The sequence below is a fragment of the Achromobacter mucicolens genome (assembly GCF_902859725.1).
In the GTDB taxonomy this organism is placed as follows: Bacteria; Pseudomonadota; Gammaproteobacteria; order Burkholderiales; family Burkholderiaceae_B; genus Achromobacter; species Achromobacter mucicolens.
Genome location: NZ_CADIJP010000010.1, coordinates 180,373 through 198,340, shown reverse-complemented (window position 1 = coordinate 198,340; position 17,968 = coordinate 180,373). Strand labels below are relative to the sequence as shown.

The following is a 17,968-nucleotide window of genomic DNA, read 5'->3' as shown; positions in this document are numbered from 1 at the left end:
GCAGCATGAAGAGGGCGGTTGCGCTGCGGCCGCCCTTTGTCTTTTGCGGGCTGCCGCAAAAAAAGCGGCCCGGCTCAATAAAGAGTCGGGCCGGTACGGGAGCACGCAATGCCGCGTCATAAAAGGCTCGCGGGGAACGCGGCATTGGTGTCAGATCAGCAGCCCTGCAATCGTCTGACAGGGGGATCAATCGTCAGGCAATCTTGCGCAAGGCCGTAATCTGAGCGCTCAGTCTACTGGCGCAGGTCTGACATGGTCCTGAAAGTGCCGAACAAAAAAAAAGCTCCGCGAGGAGCTTTTGAAAGGCCGGGCAGGCGCAGCAGTCCCGCCCGGCGGGGGATGGTTTGTCAGGCGTTGATGTCGTTGTCCTTGGATTCGCGCACGAAGAGCGTGCCGACCACCAGAGTCATGACGGCGATGATGATCGGATACCACAGGCCGTCGTAGATGTTGCCGGTGGCCGCGACCACGGCGAATGCGACCGGAGGCAGGAAGCCGCCGAACCAGCCGTTGCCGATGTGGTAGGGCAGGCTCATCGACGTGTAGCGGATGCGCGTCGGGAACATCTCCACCAGCATGGCGGCGATCGGACCGTAGACCATGGTCACGTACAGCACCAGGATCGTCAGCAGCACCACGACCATCACGTTGTTGGTCTGGGCCGGATCGGCCTTGGCCGGGTAGCCGTGGCTGCGGATCGAGGCGGTCAGCGTCTTGTCGAGTTCGGCGACCTTGGCCTTGAACTCGGCCGGCGCCAGCGAACGGCCGTCGAACGAGGCGAACTCTTCATTGCCGATCTTGACGCGGGCCACGGAACCGGCCGGAGCCGCTTCGTTGCGGTAGTTCACCGAGTTGCGGGCCATGAACGACTTGATCACGTCGCAAGAGCTGGTGAACGAGGCCGTGCCCACGGGGTTGAACTGGAACGAGCAGGTGCTCGGATCCGCGATCACCGTGACCGGGGCGGTGGCTTGCGCCTTTTCAAGCGCCGGGTTGGCGAAGTGGGTCAGGCCCTGGAAGATCGGGAAGTAGGTCGCCGCGGCGATCAGGCAGCCCGCCATGATGATGGGTTTGCGGCCGATCCTGTCCGACAGCGCGCCGAAGATCACGAAGAAGGGCGTGCCGATCAAGAGGGCGATGGCGATCAGGATGTTGGCGGTGTTGGCGTCGACCTTCAGCGTCTGCGTCAGGAAGAACAGCGCGTAGAACTGGCCCGTGTACCAGACCACGGCCTGGCCGGCGGTCAGGCCCAGCAGCGCCAGCAGCACGACCTTCAGGTTCTTCCATTGGCCGAACGATTCGGCGATCGGCGCCTTCGAACCCTTGCCTTCTTCCTTCATGCGCTTGAAGGTGGGGGATTCATTCAGCTGCAGCCGGATCCAGACCGAGATGCCCAGCAGCACCACCGAGATCAGGAACGGAATGCGCCAGCCCCAGGCCTTGAAGTCGTCTTCGCCCATGACCGTGCGGATGCCCAGGATGATCAGCAGCGACAGGAACAGGCCCAGCGTCGCGGTGGTTTGAATCCAGGACGTGTAGAAGCCGCGGCGGCCGTGCGGGGCGTGTTCGGCGACGTAGGTCGCCGCGCCGCCGTATTCACCGCCCAGCGCCAGGCCTTGCAAGAGCCGCAGGACGATCAGGATGGCGGGAGCGGCCAGGCCGATGCTGGCGTAGCTGGGCAGGATGCCGACCAGGAACGTCGACAGGCCCATGATCACGATCGTGACGAGGAAGGTGTATTTGCGTCCGACCAGGTCGCCCAGGCGGCCGAATACCAGCGCGCCGAACGGCCGCACCGCGAAACCGGCAGCGAAGGCCAGCAGCGCGAAGATGAAGCCCGCGGTCGGGTTCACGCCGGAAAAGAAGTGTTGGGCAATGATGGCTGCGAGCGAGCCATACAGGTAAAAGTCATACCACTCGAACACCGTGCCGAGCGAAGACGCGAAGATGACCTTGCGCTCCTCCTTGGTCATCGGACGCGGATCCGCGGATGGACCGCGGCCTGCCATGGTAGTTGTGCTCATGATGTCTCCTCGTTTTTTAGGCCGGCGTTTTTCCGCCGTGCTTGACCCTCCGCCGGCGCGACCGACATCGAGCTAAGCGTCACATTGGGGCGCGACGCTGACGAGGTTCTGACGGGACCCTTACTTGAATCTTAAAATTGAAACAAATGGTAATCGTGCCGGGGAGGGCTAGGGATAGTCCTTAGCTTTCGGCCGGCTCGGGCGGGGGCGTGTAGAGGGGAAAAACGACGCGGATGCGGGTGCCGGGCAGGTCGGAGTGTTCGGTGGGATGGTCGCTGATCACGACGCTGGCCTGATGCTTTTGCGTGATCTCGCGCACGATGGCCAGGCCCAGGCCGCTGCCGTCCGAGGACGTGCCCAGCACGCGGTAAAAGCGGTCGAACACGCGCTCGCGCTCTTCGGGCGCAATGCCCGGTCCCGAGTCCTCGACCTCCAGGAGCCCCTCGCCGTCCGCCTGCAGCACGCGCACGGTGATATGCCCGCCGCGAGGGGTGTAGCGCAGCGCGTTGTCCACCAGGTTGTTCAGCAGTTCAGCCAGCAGCAGCGGATTGCCGTTGATCTCGACGGGCGTGTCCGACCCCTCGAAACCGAGATCCGTGCTGAGCGACAGCGCCAGCGGCACCCAGTGCATGGTCTGCTCATAGGCGATGGCGTTGATGTCCGTGCGCGTCAGGCCGACGGCGCTGGGGTTTTCGGCGCGTGCCAGCAGCAGCAGCTGATTGACGAGCCGGGTCGCCCGTTCCGAGCCGGTGACCAGTTGCCGCAGGCTGGACTGCATTTCCTCGGGGCTGGCGTCGCGCAGCGCCAGTTCCGCCTGCGTGCGCAGTCCCGCCAGCGGGGTCTTCAATTGATGCGCGGCGTCGGCCACGAAGCGGCGCTGCGCCTGCACGTTGGCGGACAGCCGGTCCAGCAGGTCGTTCATGGCCGCGACCAGCGGCGCGATCTCGGAGGGCGCGGCGCGCTCGTCGATGGGCGAAAGATCGTCGGGGCGGCGGGCGCGCAGGCGCTGCTGCAGCGCATTCAACGGCGCCACGCCGCGCGACAGCCCGAACCAGACGAGCAGCACGGCGATCGGCAGCACCACGAATTGCGGGATGATGACGCCCTTGATGATGTCGTTGGCCAATTGCGTGCGTTTCTCGACGGTCTCGGCCACGATGAGAAGCGCCGGCTGCGTGCCCGGCAGATGCAGGTCTACCCAGGTGAACGCCAGCCGGATACCGAAGCCGCGTAGCGTGTCGTCCTCGTACTGCACCTCGCCGGGGCGGGGCTGTCCCACGGTGGTTGGCAGCGGCAGCGCGCGGTCGCCGCCCAGGTATTCTCCCCGGCTGCCCAGCGCCAGCCAGAACACGCTGTCCGTCTCGTCGGCGCGCAGCACGTCGCGCGCGGCGTCGGTCATCTTCAGCACCGCGCGGCCATCCTGCGCGTGGACCTGGCGCGTCAGCACGTGCAGGTTGTTGGCCAGCGCGCGGTCGTATGGCACGTTGGCGATGTTCTGCGCGACCACGTAGGTGATCGCGACACTCATGGGCCACAGCAGGAATAGCGGCGCCAGCATCCAGTCCAGGATTTCGCCCAGCAGCGAACGTTGGGGCGGCGCAAAGCTCGGGCCCTTGGACCCGGCTTGCATGATATCCAGGGCTTCCTGGTTGAGCGGCTCTGGGGAGGGCTCAGCTTGCGAGGTACGCCGCACCCTGGTCCCGCTCAAGACAGTAGCCCAGGCCGCGCACGGTGACGATCTTCACGCCGCTGGGCTCGAGCTTTTTGCGCAGGCGGTGCACGTAGACCTCGATGGCGTTGGTGCTGACCTCTTCGCCCCATTCGCACAGATGGTCGACCAGTTGGGTCTTGCTGACCATGCGTCCGCTGCGCGTCAGCAGGATTTCGAGCAGGCTGACTTCGCGGGCCGACAGATCCAGCGTCTGGTCGTCCACGATGGCGACGCGGCCGGTCTGGTCAAAGAGCAGCTTGCCGTGCTTGAGCATCGTGCCGCCGCCGCCCGCGCCACGCCGCGTCAGCGCGCGCACGCGGGCTTCGAGTTCGGACAGCGCGAAGGGCTTGGCCATGTAGTCGTCCGCGCCCAGGTCCAGGCCCTTGACGCGCTGCTCGATGCTGTCGGCGGCGGTCAGGATGAGGACGGGCAGGGCGGAGTTGCGGGCACGCAGGCGGCGCAGCACTTCCAGGCCGGCCAGTTGCGGCAGCCCGAGGTCGAGGATGAGCAGGTCGAAGGCCTGGGCGGCCAGTGCGGAATCGGCGGCAAGCCCGTCGCGCACGGCATCCACTGCATAGCCGTTGTGGCGCAACGAGCGGGACAGGCCATCGGCCAGGATGCTGTCGTCTTCGGCGATCAGGATACGCATGGGCTGCTGCTAGGAAGATACACGCCGGCCCGGAGGGCGGAGAAAGGCGAAAATACCGGGATCGCTCCGGATTCTGTCACACGGCGCCGGGCTTGCCACTCAGGGTATACGTGCAAAAGACTGGCACACTGGTTTTTTGTACAGTATAATCCGATGCCATAATCTGATCCGTAGCTCAAGGCTCCACGTCAGGCCTTAGGTCAGGCAAGCTCAGACCGGCCAGCTCAGACCCGCAGTTTTTCCGACTTCCAGATACGTTACAGACAGGACTCCTCATGGACGACAAAACCACCAAGGCCGCCGCTTCGGAAAAGGCCAAGGCGCTCGCCGCAGCGCTTTCGCAGATCGAAAAGCAGTTCGGCAAGGGCTCGATCATGCGCTACGGCGACAACGAGGTCTCGCATGACATCCAGGTGGTTTCCACGGGTTCGCTCGGTCTGGATATCGCGCTGGGCGTCGGCGGCTTGCCGCGCGGCCGTGTCGTCGAAATCTACGGTCCGGAATCGTCGGGCAAGACCACCCTCACGCTGCAGGTCGTCGCCGAAATGCAAAAGCTGGGCGGCACCTGCGCCTTCGTCGACGCGGAACACGCTCTGGATGTCCAATACGCGTCCAAGCTGGGCGTCAACCTGGCCGACCTCTTGATCTCGCAGCCGGACACGGGCGAGCAGGCGCTGGAAATCACCGACGCGCTGGTGCGCTCGGGTTCGGTCGACCTGATCGTCGTCGACTCGGTGGCCGCGCTGGTGCCCAAGGCCGAAATCGAAGGCGAAATGGGTGATTCGCTGCCCGGCCTGCAGGCCCGCCTGATGAGCCAGGCGCTGCGCAAGCTGACCGCCACCATCAAGAAGACCAACTGCATGGTCATCTTCATCAACCAGATCCGGATGAAGATCGGCGTCATGTTCGGCAACCCCGAAACCACCACCGGCGGCAACGCGCTCAAGTTCTATGCGTCCGTGCGCCTGGATATCCGCCGCATCGGCTCCATCAAGAAGGGCGACGAGGTCGTCGGCAACGAAACCCGCGTCAAGGTCGTCAAGAACAAGGTCGCGCCGCCGTTCAAGCAGGCTGAGTTCGACATCATGTATGGCGCCGGCATCTCGCGCGAAGGCGAAATCATCGACCTGGGCGTGGCCGCCAACGTCGTCGACAAGTCGGGCGCCTGGTACAGCTACAACGGCAACCGCATCGGCCAGGGCAAGGACAACGTGCGCGAATACCTGAAAGAGCACAGGGAACTCGCCATCGAAATCGAAAACCGCGTCCGCGAAAACCAGGGCATCGTCAGCCGCGCCGCTGAATTCGTGCCCACGGCGGAAGACACCGCCGAATAATCCCGGGCATTCGACAGGGCTCGCCGCGGTTCAGGCAAGTCTCATCGCCGGCCCGGCTGGGCTGGGAAACTGCGGCAGGCGCCAAGATGGGCCTGCCGTTTTGTTTAGCAAGCAGGAAAGCGCATGAGCTGGAAATCGACTCCCGCGTCCGCCGAGCGCCAACGCGCCAGGTTGGACGACGAATTCGAAACGGTCGCCAAGCCGCAAGGCTTGCGGCGCACGTCCGATGCGCGGGTGGTCCGCGAAACCGCAGCGTCTGAGGATTCGGCCGATCGCGCCGAATCCTCCGGCCTGTGGCAGCGCAGTTCCGAGCAGCGAAGTTCCGATCGCCGCGGCGGCGCGCGCGGCCGGCGTGCCGATCCTGCCGCCAGCGCCGACGAGGCGTCAACGTCCGACGGCAAGCAGGCTCGCAAGGGGCCGTCGCTGAAGATGCGGGCAGTGGGGTATCTATCGCGGCGCGAGCACGCACGCGAAGAACTGGCGCGCAAGCTGTCTGCTTATGCCGAAGATGCGGCCGAGGTCGAATCTGTACTGGACGCGCTTGAGAAGGAGGGCTGGCTGTCCACCGAACGCTTCGCCCAAAGCCTGGTTCATCGGCGCGCCTCGCGGCAGGGGGCGGCGCGCATCGTGCAGGAATTGCGCCAGCATGGCGTGGACGACAGCCAGGTCGCGGAACTGCGTGAACAGCTTCGCGCCACCGAATACGACCGGGCGCTTGAGGTCTGGAAAAAGCGCTTCAGCGCCAAGCCCGAAGATCGCGCGGCCTATGCAAAGCAGGCGCGCTTTCTGGCCAGCCGGGGTTTTGCGCACGACGTCATCCGGCGCATCCTCGGCGAGGGCGACGAAGACTGACGCCCGGCCAGCCGGCGTGGTTCCCCGTGGGCGTCTACCCAGCCGGCGTCGCTGCGGCCGTCGTTGTTCCTTACGTTTTCACTTCGGTCGTCACTTCGGTCGTCATTTCGCCGACTTGATGCCCGACAGCGTTTTGAAGCAGACGTCGCGGGTAATGGTCAGAAACTCGTCGATATACGAGGCGTCCGTGTCCTCGCTGCGCACGGTCGCATACAGCGTGCGCCACACCCCTTGGGGCCCCAGGCGGCAAAGCCGCAGCCATCCCTGATTCATGTATTCCGTCAGCGCCCAGTTTGGCAGGGCCGCCACGCCGCGGTTGCTGGCCACGAGCTGCGCGATGATCGGCGTGAGTTCCGCCTTGCGGACCGCGGCGGGCTCCACGTCGGCAGGGTCCAGAAAGGCGGTGAAGACATCCAGCCGCTGCTTGTCCACGGGGTAGGTGATCAGGGTCTGGTCCGCCAACTGCTCCGGCAGGATGAATTTACTGCCCGCCAACGGGTTGGATTCGGACACAGCCAGCACCAGCTCATATTTGAATAGCGGCAGGTACTCCACCGCATCCAGCGGCTGCGGGTCTGACGTGATGACCAGGTCCAGATCGCCGCGCACCAGCGCGGGCAGGGGGGCGAACGAGAACGCCGCGGACAGGTCCAGCGCCACATCCGGCCATTGCGCGCGGAAGGCGTCCAGCGCCGGCATCAGCCACTGAAAGCAGGAATGACAGTCGATCGCCAGGTGCAGCCGGCCCGTGCGCCCGGCCGCCAGCCGCTGCAGGTCGCGTTCCGTGGCGCGGATGCGCGGCAGGACTTCATCGGCCAGCGCCAGTACCCGCAGCCCTGCCGTTGTCAGCCGGGCCGGCCGCGTGCGCCGATTCAGCAGAGGCGTGCCCAGGCGGGTTTCGAGATCCCGCAGTTGATGCGACAGCGCGGATTGCGTCAGGTGCAGGCGTTCTGCTGCTTCCTGAAGGCTGCCGCCGTCCCGGATGGCGGTCAGTGTTTCGAGGTGACGGATTTCTAGCATTGAGGGCGGCTGAGAGGGTCGGGATCCGGGGCGGGATCCAGGCGCCAAACCCCGGCGGGTCGGCATGACTGCCTATTCTATGAGGTTTCCTCATCTTATGAATGCATACATTGATTTTGATTCATTTTGATTTGGCCTCAGAATGATCGTCACTTGAACAAATTTTGTGGATGGCGGCTATAACATGACTACGATTCATAATTTGGGTTTCCCCCGCATTGGGGCCCAGCGTGAACTCAAGCGGGCGGTCGAGGCCTATTGGGCCGGCAAGCAGACCGCCGACGCCCTGGAAGACACGGGCCGTGAACTGCGCGCCCGCCACTGGCGCCTTCAGGCCGCGGCCGGCCTGAAGTTCGTGCCGGTGGGCGACTTCGCCTGGTACGACCAGATCCTGGAATGGACAACGCTGCTGGGCGCGGTGCCGGCGCGCTTCGGCCAGAAGGACAGCGAGCCGGTCTCGCTGGACACGCTCTTTCGCATGGGACGCGGCCGCGCGCCGTCGGGCAAGCCCGCAGCCGCCTGCGAAATGACCAAGTGGTTCGATACCAACTATCACTACATCGTCCCGGAACTGGTGCCCGGCCAGACCTTCCGTATTGCCCGCGAAAGCCTGTTCGACCAGGTCAGGGAAGCCCAGGCGCTGGGTCTTGAGGTCAAGCCGGTCATTCCCGGCCCGCTGACGTGGCTGTTCCTGGGCAAGGGAGACGCTTTTGCCGGCGGCGCCGCCGATGCCGGGAAACTCCAGCTTCTGGCAGCGCTGCTGCCGGTCTATGAAGAGGTGCTGGCGCGGTTTGCCAAGCTGGGCGTCGAGTGGGTGCAGATCGATGAGCCGATCCTGGCGCTCGACCTGCCGCAAGTCTGGCGCGATGCCTTCAAGCAGGCTTATGCCACGTTGTCCGCCAGCGCGGTCAAAGTGCTGGTCGCAACCTACTTCGACGGTCTGAAGGACAACCTCTCGACGGCGCAGGCGCTGCCCGTGGCCGGCCTGCACGTGGACCTGGTGCGTGCCCCCGAACAATTGGCCGACGTGGTGGCGGGCCTGAACGACGGGCAGGTGCTGTCCGCCGGCATCATCAACGGCCGCAACATCTGGCGCACCGATCTCGATGCCGCCATTGCCACGCTCGCCCCGCTTGCGCGCCAGCTTGGCGACCGTCTATGGCTGGCGCCGTCGTGCTCGCTGCTGCACGTGCCCGTCGACCTGGAAAACGAAACCGAACTGGACGCCGAACTCAAGAGCTGGCTTTCCTTTGCCGCCCAGAAGCTCGACGAGCTGAGCCTGCTGGGCCGCGCGCTGGACAGCGCCACGGACCCCACGGTGCAGCAGGGGCTGGCCAGCCAACGCGCGGCGCTGGCCGCGCGCCGCGCCTCGGTGCGCATCCACAACCCGGCCGTGGCCGAGCGCATGGCCGCCTCCAAGGGCATGTCGCGCGACCGGGCGCCGTTTGCAGGCCGCATCGCGCGCCAGCAGGAACAGCTGGGGCTGCCCGCCTATCCCACCACGACGATCGGCTCGTTCCCGCAGACGGCCGAAATCCGCGCGCTGCGCCGCGACTGGAAGGCGGGCGCCCTGACCGACTCCGCGTATGAAGCCGCCATCCGCAAGGAGATCGAGGAAGTCATCCGCTTCCAGGAAAAGGTGGGCCTGGACGTTCTGGTGCACGGTGAGCCCGAGCGCAACGACATGGTGGAGTACTTCGGGGAGCTGCTGGCCGGTTTTGCCTTCACGAAAAACGGCTGGGTGCAGAGCTACGGTTCGCGTTGCGTGAAGCCGCCGATCATTTTCGGCGACGTGGCCCGTCCCGCGCCCATGACGGTGGGCTGGTCGTCCTACGCACAGTCGCTGACCGACAAGCCGGTCAAGGGCATGCTGACCGGTCCGGTCACCATCCTGCAGTGGTCGTTCGTGCGCGACGACCAGCCGCGCGAAGCCACCTGCCGCCAGCTGGCGCTGGCGCTGCGCGACGAAGTGGTGGACCTGGAAGCGGCCGGCATCAACGTCATCCAGATCGATGAGCCGGCCATCCGCGAAGGCCTGCCGCTGCGCCGCGCCGATTGGCAGGCTTACCTGGACTGGGCCGTGGACTGCTTCCGCCTGTCGACCGCCGGGGTGCGCGAGGAGGCGCAGATCCACACGCATATGTGCTATTCGGAATTCAACGACATCATCGAATCCATTGCCGCCATGGACGCGGATGTGATCACGATCGAAACGTCGCGTTCCAATATGGAGCTGCTCAAGGCATTCGAGGACTTCCGGTACCCGAACGACATCGGCCCCGGCGTGTACGACATCCACTCGCCCAACGTGCCCGAGGTCGGCTGGATGGTTGACCTGATGAACAAGGCCGCCGCCCGCCTGCCCAAGGAACGCTTGTGGGTCAATCCCGACTGCGGCCTGAAGACGCGGGCCTGGCCGGAAACGGAGGCCGCGCTGATTGGCATGGTCCAGGCGGCGCGAGCGCTGCGCGAGGCGGCCTGACGGCCGATGGCGTCCCTGGCGCGTGAGCGCCGGGCCTCCTGCATTTCCAACCCGGCTGCGCCCGACGCGCACGCCGGCTTTTTACCTACCGCAGACGCGATTTCCGGCCCTATGCCGAGCCGGACGGCGAAACCGGCAGGGGCTGCGTGGAAGGAGGGGAGTAACGGCGCCGCGGTCAGCGGACTGGACAGCGGGGCATCCGCCGGCCAATTAATACGATTGCGCGAATGCCGCCTGCGCTATACTTTGAAGGTTTTGTTGCCGCGCACCATACGCGCAGGCCATCTTTGCCCCGCAGGCCCCCCTCGCATGCCCTTGCCACCGCCGGATTGTCCTCGCCAACCGCTGCATACGCGTTCCATACGTGTGCAGTCGTACGCGCGCGATGACGGCAACTGGGACCTGGAAGCCGAGCTGATCGACGTGAAAGCGTACGATTTTCCGAAGCGCGACGGCGAGATGTTCAAGGCCGGGCAGCCCATCCACCATATGCACCTGCGCATCACCATCGACGAGGAATTCTCGATCGTGGCGGCTCAGGCCGTCTATGATGCGGCGCCTTATGGCGAGCATTGCAAGGCCATTGAGCCGGCGTACACTGACCTGATCGGCATGAACCTGCTCAAGGGGTTCCGCCGCCAGGTCAAAGAGCGGTTCGGGCATGTGGAGGGCTGTACGCACATGACCGAACTGTCGCAGGTGCTTCCCACCGCGGCGGTCCAGACCATGGCCAACCGCCGGCGGCAGGAACCCAACCCGAACCGGCGTCCATTCCAACTGGACGGCTGCCATGCGCTCAGCACTGGCGGCCCTGTGGTGGCTGAGCATTATCCCGAGTGGTACACCGGGGGTAGCGCTGAGGCATCGGCCGAGTCGTCCTCCGATTCACCTTCTTTTTCTCATACGTCCTGACAGGTAACACATGAAAATCCACGAGTATCAAGGCAAGGAACTGCTGAAGCAATTTGGCGTCCCCGTGCCGCGCGGGATCCCCGCTCTTTCCGTCGACGAGGCCGTGGCTGCCGCTGAAAAGCTGGGTGGACCGGTTTGGGTCGTCAAGGCACAAATCCACGCGGGTGGCCGCGGCAAGGGCGGCGGCGTCAAGCTGGCCCGCTCGCTGGACGACGTCCGCAAGCTGGCATCCGAAATCCTGGGCATGCAGCTGATCACGCATCAGACCGGCCCCGAAGGCCAGAAGGTCCGCCGCCTGTACATCGAAGACGGCGCCGACATCCAGAAGGAATACTACGTTTCGCTGGTCACCGACCGCGCCACGCAGAATGTCGCTTTCATCGCTTCCAGCGAAGGCGGCATGGACATCGAGGAAGTGGCTCACTCCACGCCCGAAAAGATCATCACCGAATACATCGACCCGCTGGTTGGCCTTTCCGCCGAGCAAGCCACCAAGATCGCCAACGCGATCGGCCTGCCCGCCGACTCGACCGCCCAGGCCGTTGACGTGTTCCAGAAGCTCTACAAGTGCTACATGGACACCGACGCCTCCCTGGTCGAAATCAACCCCCTGAACCGCGACAGCAAGGGCAACATCATCGCCCTGGACGCCAAGTTCAACTTCGACTCCAACGCCCTGTTCCGTCATCCGGAAATCGTCGCCTACCGCGACCTGGACGAAGAAGATCCCGCTGAAATCGAAGCCAGCAAGTTCGACCTCGCGTACATCCAGCTCGACGGCAACATCGGCTGCCTGGTGAACGGCGCCGGTCTGGCCATGGCCACGATGGACACCATCAAGCTGTTCGGCGGCGAGCCGGCCAACTTCCTGGACGTCGGCGGCGGCGCCACGGCCGAGAAGGTCACGGAAGCCTTCAAGATCATGCTGGCCAACAAGAGCGTCAAGGCCATCCTGGTCAACATCTTCGGCGGCATCATGCGCTGCGACGTGATCGCCGAAGGCGTCATCACCGCTTGCAAGGCCGTCAACCTGAACGTGCCGCTGGTCGTGCGCATGAAGGGCACCAACGAAGAACTCGGCAAGAAGATGCTGGCCGACTCCGGCCTGCCGATCATCAGCGCCGACACGATGGCCGAAGCTGCCACCCGCGTCGTAGCCGCCGTCAAGTAAAGCAAAAATCAAGGATTCACAATGTCGATTCTGATCAACAAGGACACCAAGGTCATCACCCAGGGCATCACGGGCAAGACGGGCCAGTTCCACACCCGCATGTGCCGTGAGTACGCCAATGGCAAGGCCGCCTTCGTGGCCGGCGTGAACCCCAAGAAGGCGGGTGAAGATTTCGAAGGCGTGCCGATCTTCGCGTCGGTCAAGGACGCCAAGGCCGACACCGGCGCCACCGTCTCGGTCATCTACGTGCCGCCCGCCGGCGCCGCTGCCGCCATCTGGGAAGCCGTCGAAGCCGAGCTGGATCTGGTGATCTGCATTACCGAAGGCATCCCGGTCCGCGACATGCTCGAAGTCAAGAACCGCATGAAGGCCAAGGGCAGCAAGACGCTGCTGCTGGGCCCGAACTGCCCCGGCCTGATCACCCCGGACGAAATCAAGATCGGCATCATGCCCGGTCACATCCACCGCAAGGGCCGCATCGGCATCGTCAGCCGTTCGGGCACCCTGACGTACGAAGCCGTGGCGCAAGTCACCGAACTGGGCCTGGGCCAATCCAGCGCTGTCGGTATCGGCGGCGACCCCATCAACGGCCTGAAGCACGTCGACGTGCTCAAGCTGTTCAATGACGATCCCGACACCGACGCCGTCATCATGATCGGCGAAATCGGCGGCCCGGACGAAGTCAACGCCGCGCAGTGGGCCAAGGACAACATGAAGAAGCCGGTCGTCGGCTTCATCGCTGGCGTCACCGCCCCTCCCGGAAAGCGCATGGGCCACGCCGGCGCGCTGATCTCCGGCGGCGCCGACACCGCCGATGCCAAGCTGGAAGTCATGGAAGCCTGCGGCATCCGCACCACGCGCAACCCCTCCGAAATGGGCAAGCTGCTCAAGTCGGTGCTGTAAGTTCCAGCAACGCGCGATAAAAAGCCCGCTTCGGCGGGCTTTTTTTTGGCCGGGTTTTTTGAGGCTTTCTTAGGGAAATCCCGCGTCCAGGAAGCGGCCGGGTGAATCATACGGAAAGCTGAACGAAACTATAATGAAAGAAATTTTGCGCGTACCAGCAAGAATGCCGTCGGGCTCGCACCAAGACGGTCAGTACGTTTTTGCGTTCAATTCATCCATTAATTTGGTTTTGTCCTAGGGGGATCACACCTAGGAAAGAGAGGCATGGAACTCAGTTCAGCGGCATTCTGGATCGCGTTGCTCCAGATCATTTGGGTCAACATTCTGCTATCGGGCGACAACGCCGTGGTTATTGCGCTGGCAGCGCGCTCGTTGCCTCCGGCACAACAGAAAAAAGCGATCGTGGTCGGTTCCGCCGCTGCGATCATCATGCGTATCGTACTGACGCTCGTTGCGGCCAAGCTGTTGTTGCTGCCGTGGCTCAAGCTGATCGGCGCGCTGCTCCTGGTCTACATCGGCGTCACCTTGCTGCTGCCCGAAGGCGAAGAAGACGGTGCCGGCAAGTCGCATGGCAACCTGTTGACCGCCATTCGCACCATCATGATCGCCGACCTGGTCATGAGCCTGGACAACGTGGTGGCCGTCGCCGCCGCTGCGATGGGCGACACGACACTGCTGGTGCTCGGCCTGGCCATCAGTATTCCGCTGGTCATCTTTGGCAGCACGCTGCTCTTGAAGGTCATCGAACGCTTCCCGCTCATCGTCTGGGTTGGGGCGGCGCTGTTGGGTTTCATCGCAGGCGAGTTGCTGGTGGGCGACCCGGCGTTGCAAGAGCCGGTGGCGCGTATCGATGCCGCATTGGGCGTTACTCAGCACAGCTTTGCACTGATGTCGGGCGCGATGGGCGCGGTGCTGGTGCTGCTGATTGGTAAAGTTTTGCTTGCGCGTCGGAAAGCTGACTGAAAGCTGAACTACAATAATATGTTTTTCTAAATAAACCTGCCGCGCGAAGGCGCGCGGCAGGGCGGCCGGGCCGGGACCGGCCATTCTTTTCATAAATGCCTTCGGGGGTTCAAAGTGCTTGAGTTTTTTCAGACGCTGAGTTGGGCAGCGGTATTTCAGATCATCCTTATCGACATCCTGCTCGGCGGCGACAACGCTGTCGTGATCGCGCTGGCGTGTCGCAACCTGGCGCCCAAGCAACGAATGCAAGGCATTTTGTGGGGCACCGCGGGCGCAATCATTCTGCGCGTCGTGCTGATCGCCTTCGCAATGCAGCTTCTGAACATCCCGTTCCTGAAGGTCGTGGGCGCGCTGCTGCTCGTCTGGATCGGCGTCAAGCTCCTGGTTCCCGAAGACGATGCGCATGGCGACATCAAGGGCGGCACATCCATCGTCGCCGCGATCAAGACCATCATCATTGCTGACTTCGTGATGAGCCTGGACAACGTGATCGCGATCGCCGGCGCCGCGCAGAATGCGCATGCCGACCATCAGCTGGGTCTGGTCATTTTTGGCCTGGTCGTCAGTGTGCCGATCATCATCTGGGGCAGCACGCTGGTGCTCAAGCTCATCGACCGCTATCCGCTGGTCGTCACTTTCGGCGCGGGCCTGCTGGGCTGGATCGCTGGCGGTATGCTGGTCACCGACGTTATTGTCGAGCGTCAATTTGGCGTTCAGCCGACTACGGTTAAAATCGCCGCTGAAATCATTGGCGCCTTGCTCGTTGTTGTCCTTGGACGGTGGCTTGCAAGCCGCAAGAACGCTTCCAAGGAATCAGCACATGAGTCTGCGTAGATCCACCGATCCCCAGCAATCCGAATCGGGCCTGAGCCTTCTTCAGGGTCTGTTCGTGCTGGCCATCCTCGGGGTAGTCGCGACGATCATCGTCTCCAACTTCGTTTGATGGCGTCACGTGTCTCTACCGCAACGTCTGGTCATTGCGACCCGCGCCAGCCGGCTTGCCCTGTGGCAAGCCGAGCATGTGCGCGATCGGCTGCGCACGCTGTACCCAGCGTGCGCAGTTGAACTTCTTACCCTGACAACCCGAGGCGACCAGATCCTCGACCGCACGCTGTCCAAGGTGGGCGGCAAGGGTCTGTTCGTCAAGGAACTCGAAAACGCGCTGCTCGACGGCCGTGCCGATCTCGCCGTCCACTCCCTCAAGGACGTGCCGGTGGATCTGCAGGCGCCGTTTGAGCTTTGCGCCGTCCTCGATCGCGCGGATCCGCGCGATGCCTTCGTGTCCAACAGATATGCCTCGCTGGCGGACCTGCCCGCGGGCGCCGTGGTCGGCACGTCCAGCCTGCGCCGCGAGTCCCAGATCCGTTCCCGGTTTCCCGCCCTGGTGGTCAAGCCCCTGCGCGGCAATCTGGATACGCGCCTCTCCAAGCTCGACAAGGGCGACTACGACGCCATCGTGCTGGCTGCCGCCGGCCTGGACCGTCTTGGCATGGGCGAGCGCATCCGCAGCCTGCTCGATCCCGCCGACAGCCTGCCGGCGGCCGGGCAGGGCGCCCTCGGCATCGAAATCCGTAACGACCGCGACGACATGCGCGCGTGGCTTGCACCGCTGGTCAGTGCAGACACGACCGCCTGCGTGCTCGCCGAGCGCGCGGTGTCGCGCAAGCTGGGCGGCTCCTGTCAGGTGCCCCTGGCCGCCTTTGCCCAGCTTGCCGGCGACACGCTGTCGCTGCGCGCGCTGGTGGCCTCGCCCGACGGCACCCGTGTCGTTCATGCCACGCACAGCGGTCCCATGACCGAAGCCGAAGCCATCGGCGAAGCCGCCGCCTCCGAACTCCTGGAGGCGGGTGCGGAGACGATTCTTCGCGAACTGCTGCAAAACCCCGGGTCCGTCTGATGGACCCGGCGTTTGCAGCCGCCGACGGGCCGCGCATCGCCATCCTGACGCGGCCCGCAGGGCGCAACGAAGCGCTGGCCGGCCGTCTGCAGGGCGCTGGTTGGCAACCGTGCATCCTGCCCGCACTTGAAATCCACCCCCTTGCTGTCGCCGCCGAAGACCTGCCCCGGCCGTCGGCCTACGACCTCGTCGTGTTCGTCAGCGGCAATGCCGCGCGCCAATACCTGGATCAGCTCGCGCGCGCCGATGGCGCCGCGGACTGGCCTGCGGGCGTCGCGGTCGCCACGGTCGGGCCCGCCAGTGCCCAGGCGCTGCGCGAGACCGGCCGTTTTGGCGTGAATACAACAGTTCTGCATCCGGACGAATCGGCTCCCAGCCACGATTCCGAGGCGCTTTGGCGCGTGCTTGCTGCCCAGTCTCAGTTGCCCGCGCGCGTGCTGGTGGTGCGGGGCACGCAGGGGCGGGACTGGCTCGGCGATACGCTCGAGGCGCATGGTGCCCACGTGACGCGCCACGCGGCCTACCGCCGGCAACCGGCTGGCTGGACCGCCGAACAGCTTGCCACCCTGCGGCGATGGGCCGATGCGGGCGTCACCGCCTCCTGGCTGATCACCAGCGGAGAGGGCGTCGACGCCATTTATGGTCAGCTCAGCGCCGCGGGTCTGACCGGGTGGTGGCAGCGCTGCCGCTTCGTGGCCACGCACCCCTCGTTGATTGGCCGCCTGCCGCAGCCGCGTATTGGCGCGTCCGAGCCGGCGATGGTAAAAATCTGCGTGCCCAACGACGAGTCGATATTCCAGGCTTTTGTTGCTGCTTGATTCGTTGGTTCGGACTGACACCGAATACAATCGCGTCATGACAGATAAGACTCCCGCTACCGATCCGGCCGTTCATCCGGCCGCCCCGGACGCAAGCGCGTCCGCATCGGCCCCGGCCGACTCCGTCAAGGCCCGTCCGGCCAAGCGCGGCAGTGGTCCCTTGGCCACCGCGCTGATAATCGTCATCCTGTTGGCCGTGGGCCTGGGATATGCGTTGTGGAAGCAACGCACCCAGTTCGTCTCCGCGGGCCGCGAAGTGGCAACGCGCCTGGATACGCTCAGCGTCGACGTGGCGCAAGCCCGCAAGGACACCCGCGAAGCCCTTGCCCTCGCGCAGGCGCAGGCCGGCCGCGTCGCCGAACTCGAAGACACGCTGCGCGAAACGCAAAGCCAATACAACGCCCTGCAACAGGCGTGGCAGAACTTCAACGACAGCGCCAGCGATGAACTGCTGGCCAATGACGTCGAACGCCTGCTGACCATCGCCAATCAGCAATTGCGCCTGGCCGGCAACGTCTCCAACGCCATCGTCGCCCTGGAAACCGCGCAATCGCGCCTGGCGCGTGCCGACCGCCCGCGGTTCTCCAGCCTGCAGCAATCCATCAATGGCGACCTGGACCGCCTGCGCGCCGTGTCCACCGTCGACATCCCCGCGCAATCGGGCCGCATCGAACGCCTGGTCGCGCTGATCGGCAAGGCGCCGCTGCTGGTGCCGGACACCGTGTCGCCGGGCGTGTCCCCGGTCGGTCAAGCCCAGCCGCCCGCGCCGGCCCCCACGATCGATCCGCAGGCCGGCCTGCCCGCCGATGCGCCCTGGTGGCAGCGCTGGCGCGCCGAAGTGGCCTCGTGGCCTGGCCGCGCGGGCTCCGCGCTGGCTCATGAACTTGGCGGTCTCATCACCATCCAGCGCGTGGACGAACCGGCCGCGCTGCTGTTGTCGCCCGAACAGGCCGACCAGGTGCGCGGCACGCTGCGCCAGCGCCTGTTGACGGCGCAGCTCGCGATGCTGATGCGCCAGCCCTCGGTCTGGAAGAGCGAGCTCGACAACGTCGGCTCGACGCTTTCCAAGTACTTCGATGGCCGCTCGCCTGACACCGTCGCCGCGCAGACGCTTGCGCGTGAACTGGCCCAGACCGACATCGCCGTGCGCATGCCGGATGTGGCGGACAGCCTGAACGCCGTGGCGGCCCTGCGCGCCGCCGGCTTCAAGACCAGCGACCAGGACTGAA

Annotated in this window: 16 protein-coding genes; 12 read left to right on the top strand and 4 right to left on the bottom strand. The window is 64.8% G+C overall.

The features are described from left to right. Nucleotides 1-347: 347 nt before the first annotated feature. The 3 genes from HV786_RS15045 to HV786_RS15035 form a co-directional block, all read right to left on the bottom strand. Nucleotides 348-2,009, bottom strand: a complete 1,662-nt coding sequence (locus HV786_RS15045; protein ID WP_418910201.1) for an MFS transporter — start codon at nucleotides 2,007-2,009, stop codon at nucleotides 348-350. Between the two features lie 196 nt (nucleotides 2,010-2,205). Then, nucleotides 2,206-3,582, bottom strand: a complete 1,377-nt coding sequence (locus HV786_RS15040; RefSeq protein WP_128828373.1) for a sensor histidine kinase — start codon at nucleotides 3,580-3,582, stop codon at nucleotides 2,206-2,208. A gap of 112 nt (nucleotides 3,583-3,694) precedes the next feature. Next, a complete protein-coding gene (locus HV786_RS15035; protein WP_063952853.1) occupies nucleotides 3,695-4,384 on the bottom strand; it encodes a response regulator transcription factor in 690 nt (229 codons plus the stop codon). Between the two features lie 275 nt (nucleotides 4,385-4,659). Between HV786_RS15035 and recA the strand changes: the two genes are divergently transcribed. Continuing rightward, complete coding sequence (recA, locus tag HV786_RS15030) at nucleotides 4,660-5,721, top strand: recombinase RecA (protein WP_128827789.1); 1,062 nt, start codon at nucleotides 4,660-4,662, stop codon at nucleotides 5,719-5,721. Nucleotides 5,722-5,844: 123 nt separating this feature from the next. Continuing rightward, nucleotides 5,845-6,573 carry a recombination regulator RecX gene (gene recX, locus HV786_RS15025; protein WP_128827790.1) on the top strand — a complete coding sequence of 243 codons (729 nt, stop codon included), beginning with the start codon at nucleotides 5,845-5,847 and terminating at the stop codon, nucleotides 6,571-6,573. Nucleotides 6,574-6,675: 102 nt separating this feature from the next. Here the strand turns inward: recX and HV786_RS15020 are convergent, their stop codons facing one another. Next, the gene (locus tag HV786_RS15020) at nucleotides 6,676-7,593 is read right to left on the bottom strand and encodes a LysR family transcriptional regulator (protein WP_128827791.1); all 918 of its coding nucleotides are present in this window, start codon (nucleotides 7,591-7,593) and stop codon (nucleotides 6,676-6,678) included. 184 nt (nucleotides 7,594-7,777) lie between these two features. Between HV786_RS15020 and metE the strand changes: the two genes are divergently transcribed. The 10 genes from metE to HV786_RS14975 all read left to right on the top strand — a co-directional run bounded on the left by metE (nucleotide 7,778) and on the right by HV786_RS14975 (nucleotide 17,967). After that, complete coding sequence (metE, locus tag HV786_RS15015; protein WP_175211173.1) at nucleotides 7,778-10,075, top strand: 5-methyltetrahydropteroyltriglutamate--homocysteine S-methyltransferase; 2,298 nt, start codon at nucleotides 7,778-7,780, stop codon at nucleotides 10,073-10,075. Nucleotides 10,076-10,384: 309 nt separating this feature from the next. Beyond that, the gene (locus tag HV786_RS15010; RefSeq protein WP_056322544.1) at nucleotides 10,385-10,987 is read left to right on the top strand and encodes a DUF2889 domain-containing protein; all 603 of its coding nucleotides are present in this window, start codon (nucleotides 10,385-10,387) and stop codon (nucleotides 10,985-10,987) included. 10 nt (nucleotides 10,988-10,997) lie between these two features. Further along, nucleotides 10,998-12,158: an ADP-forming succinate--CoA ligase subunit beta gene (sucC, locus tag HV786_RS15005; RefSeq protein ID WP_056322547.1), complete on the top strand. Its 1,161-nt coding sequence runs from the start codon at nucleotides 10,998-11,000 to the stop codon at nucleotides 12,156-12,158. Between the two features lie 21 nt (nucleotides 12,159-12,179). Continuing rightward, nucleotides 12,180-13,061 carry a succinate--CoA ligase subunit alpha gene (gene sucD / locus HV786_RS15000; protein ID WP_056322550.1) on the top strand — a complete coding sequence of 294 codons (882 nt, stop codon included), beginning with the start codon at nucleotides 12,180-12,182 and terminating at the stop codon, nucleotides 13,059-13,061. A 264-nt stretch (nucleotides 13,062-13,325) separates the two neighbouring features. Beyond that, on the top strand, nucleotides 13,326-14,024 hold the full coding sequence (locus HV786_RS14995; protein ID WP_128827792.1) for a TerC family protein: 699 nt from the start codon (nucleotides 13,326-13,328) through the stop codon (nucleotides 14,022-14,024). Nucleotides 14,025-14,138: 114 nt separating this feature from the next. Beyond that, entirely contained in the window at nucleotides 14,139-14,858 is a 720-nt protein-coding gene (locus HV786_RS14990) for a TerC family protein (protein ID WP_056322555.1), read from the top strand. Continuing rightward, nucleotides 14,845-14,967 carry a hypothetical protein gene (locus tag HV786_RS27455; RefSeq protein ID WP_255357201.1) on the top strand — a complete coding sequence of 41 codons (123 nt, stop codon included), beginning with the start codon at nucleotides 14,845-14,847 and terminating at the stop codon, nucleotides 14,965-14,967. Before HV786_RS14990 ends, HV786_RS27455 begins: the two co-directional genes overlap by 14 nt. A gap of 9 nt (nucleotides 14,968-14,976) precedes the next feature. Further along, entirely contained in the window at nucleotides 14,977-15,921 is a 945-nt protein-coding gene (gene hemC / locus HV786_RS14985; RefSeq protein WP_128827793.1) for a hydroxymethylbilane synthase, read from the top strand. After that, a complete protein-coding gene (locus tag HV786_RS14980; RefSeq protein ID WP_175211171.1) occupies nucleotides 15,921-16,739 on the top strand; it encodes a uroporphyrinogen-III synthase in 819 nt (272 codons plus the stop codon). Before hemC ends, HV786_RS14980 begins: the two co-directional genes overlap by 1 nt. Nucleotides 16,740-16,776: 37 nt before the next feature. Continuing rightward, nucleotides 16,777-17,967, top strand: coding sequence for a uroporphyrinogen-III C-methyltransferase (locus HV786_RS14975; protein ID WP_175211169.1), 1,191 nt, complete (start codon nucleotides 16,777-16,779; stop codon nucleotides 17,965-17,967). The last annotated feature ends 1 nt before the right edge of the window (nucleotide 17,968 follow it).

Excerpts from the sequence above, each read along its gene's own strand:
- HV786_RS15045 (WP_418910201.1), bottom strand. The coding sequence starts at position 2,009 with ATGGCAGGCCGCGGTCCATCCGCGGATCCGCGTCCGATGACCAAGGAG.
- HV786_RS15040 (WP_128828373.1), bottom strand. The coding sequence starts at position 3,582 with ATGCTGGCGCCGCTATTCCTGCTGTGGCCCATGAGTGTCGCGATCACC.
- HV786_RS15035 (WP_063952853.1), bottom strand. The coding sequence starts at position 4,384 with ATGCGTATCCTGATCGCCGAAGACGACAGCATCCTGGCCGATGGCCTG.
- recA (WP_128827789.1), top strand. The coding sequence starts at position 4,660 with ATGGACGACAAAACCACCAAGGCCGCCGCTTCGGAAAAGGCCAAGGCG.
- recX (WP_128827790.1), top strand. The coding sequence starts at position 5,845 with ATGAGCTGGAAATCGACTCCCGCGTCCGCCGAGCGCCAACGCGCCAGG.
- HV786_RS15020 (WP_128827791.1), bottom strand. The coding sequence starts at position 7,593 with ATGCTAGAAATCCGTCACCTCGAAACACTGACCGCCATCCGGGACGGC.
- metE (WP_175211173.1), top strand. The coding sequence starts at position 7,778 with ATGACTACGATTCATAATTTGGGTTTCCCCCGCATTGGGGCCCAGCGT.
- HV786_RS15010 (WP_056322544.1), top strand. The coding sequence starts at position 10,385 with ATGCCCTTGCCACCGCCGGATTGTCCTCGCCAACCGCTGCATACGCGT.
- sucC (WP_056322547.1), top strand. The coding sequence starts at position 10,998 with ATGAAAATCCACGAGTATCAAGGCAAGGAACTGCTGAAGCAATTTGGC.
- sucD (WP_056322550.1), top strand. The coding sequence starts at position 12,180 with ATGTCGATTCTGATCAACAAGGACACCAAGGTCATCACCCAGGGCATC.
- HV786_RS14995 (WP_128827792.1), top strand. The coding sequence starts at position 13,326 with ATGGAACTCAGTTCAGCGGCATTCTGGATCGCGTTGCTCCAGATCATT.
- HV786_RS27455 (WP_255357201.1), top strand. The coding sequence starts at position 14,845 with ATGAGTCTGCGTAGATCCACCGATCCCCAGCAATCCGAATCGGGCCTG.
- HV786_RS14980 (WP_175211171.1), top strand. The coding sequence starts at position 15,921 with ATGGACCCGGCGTTTGCAGCCGCCGACGGGCCGCGCATCGCCATCCTG.
- HV786_RS14975 (WP_175211169.1), top strand. The coding sequence starts at position 16,777 with ATGACAGATAAGACTCCCGCTACCGATCCGGCCGTTCATCCGGCCGCC.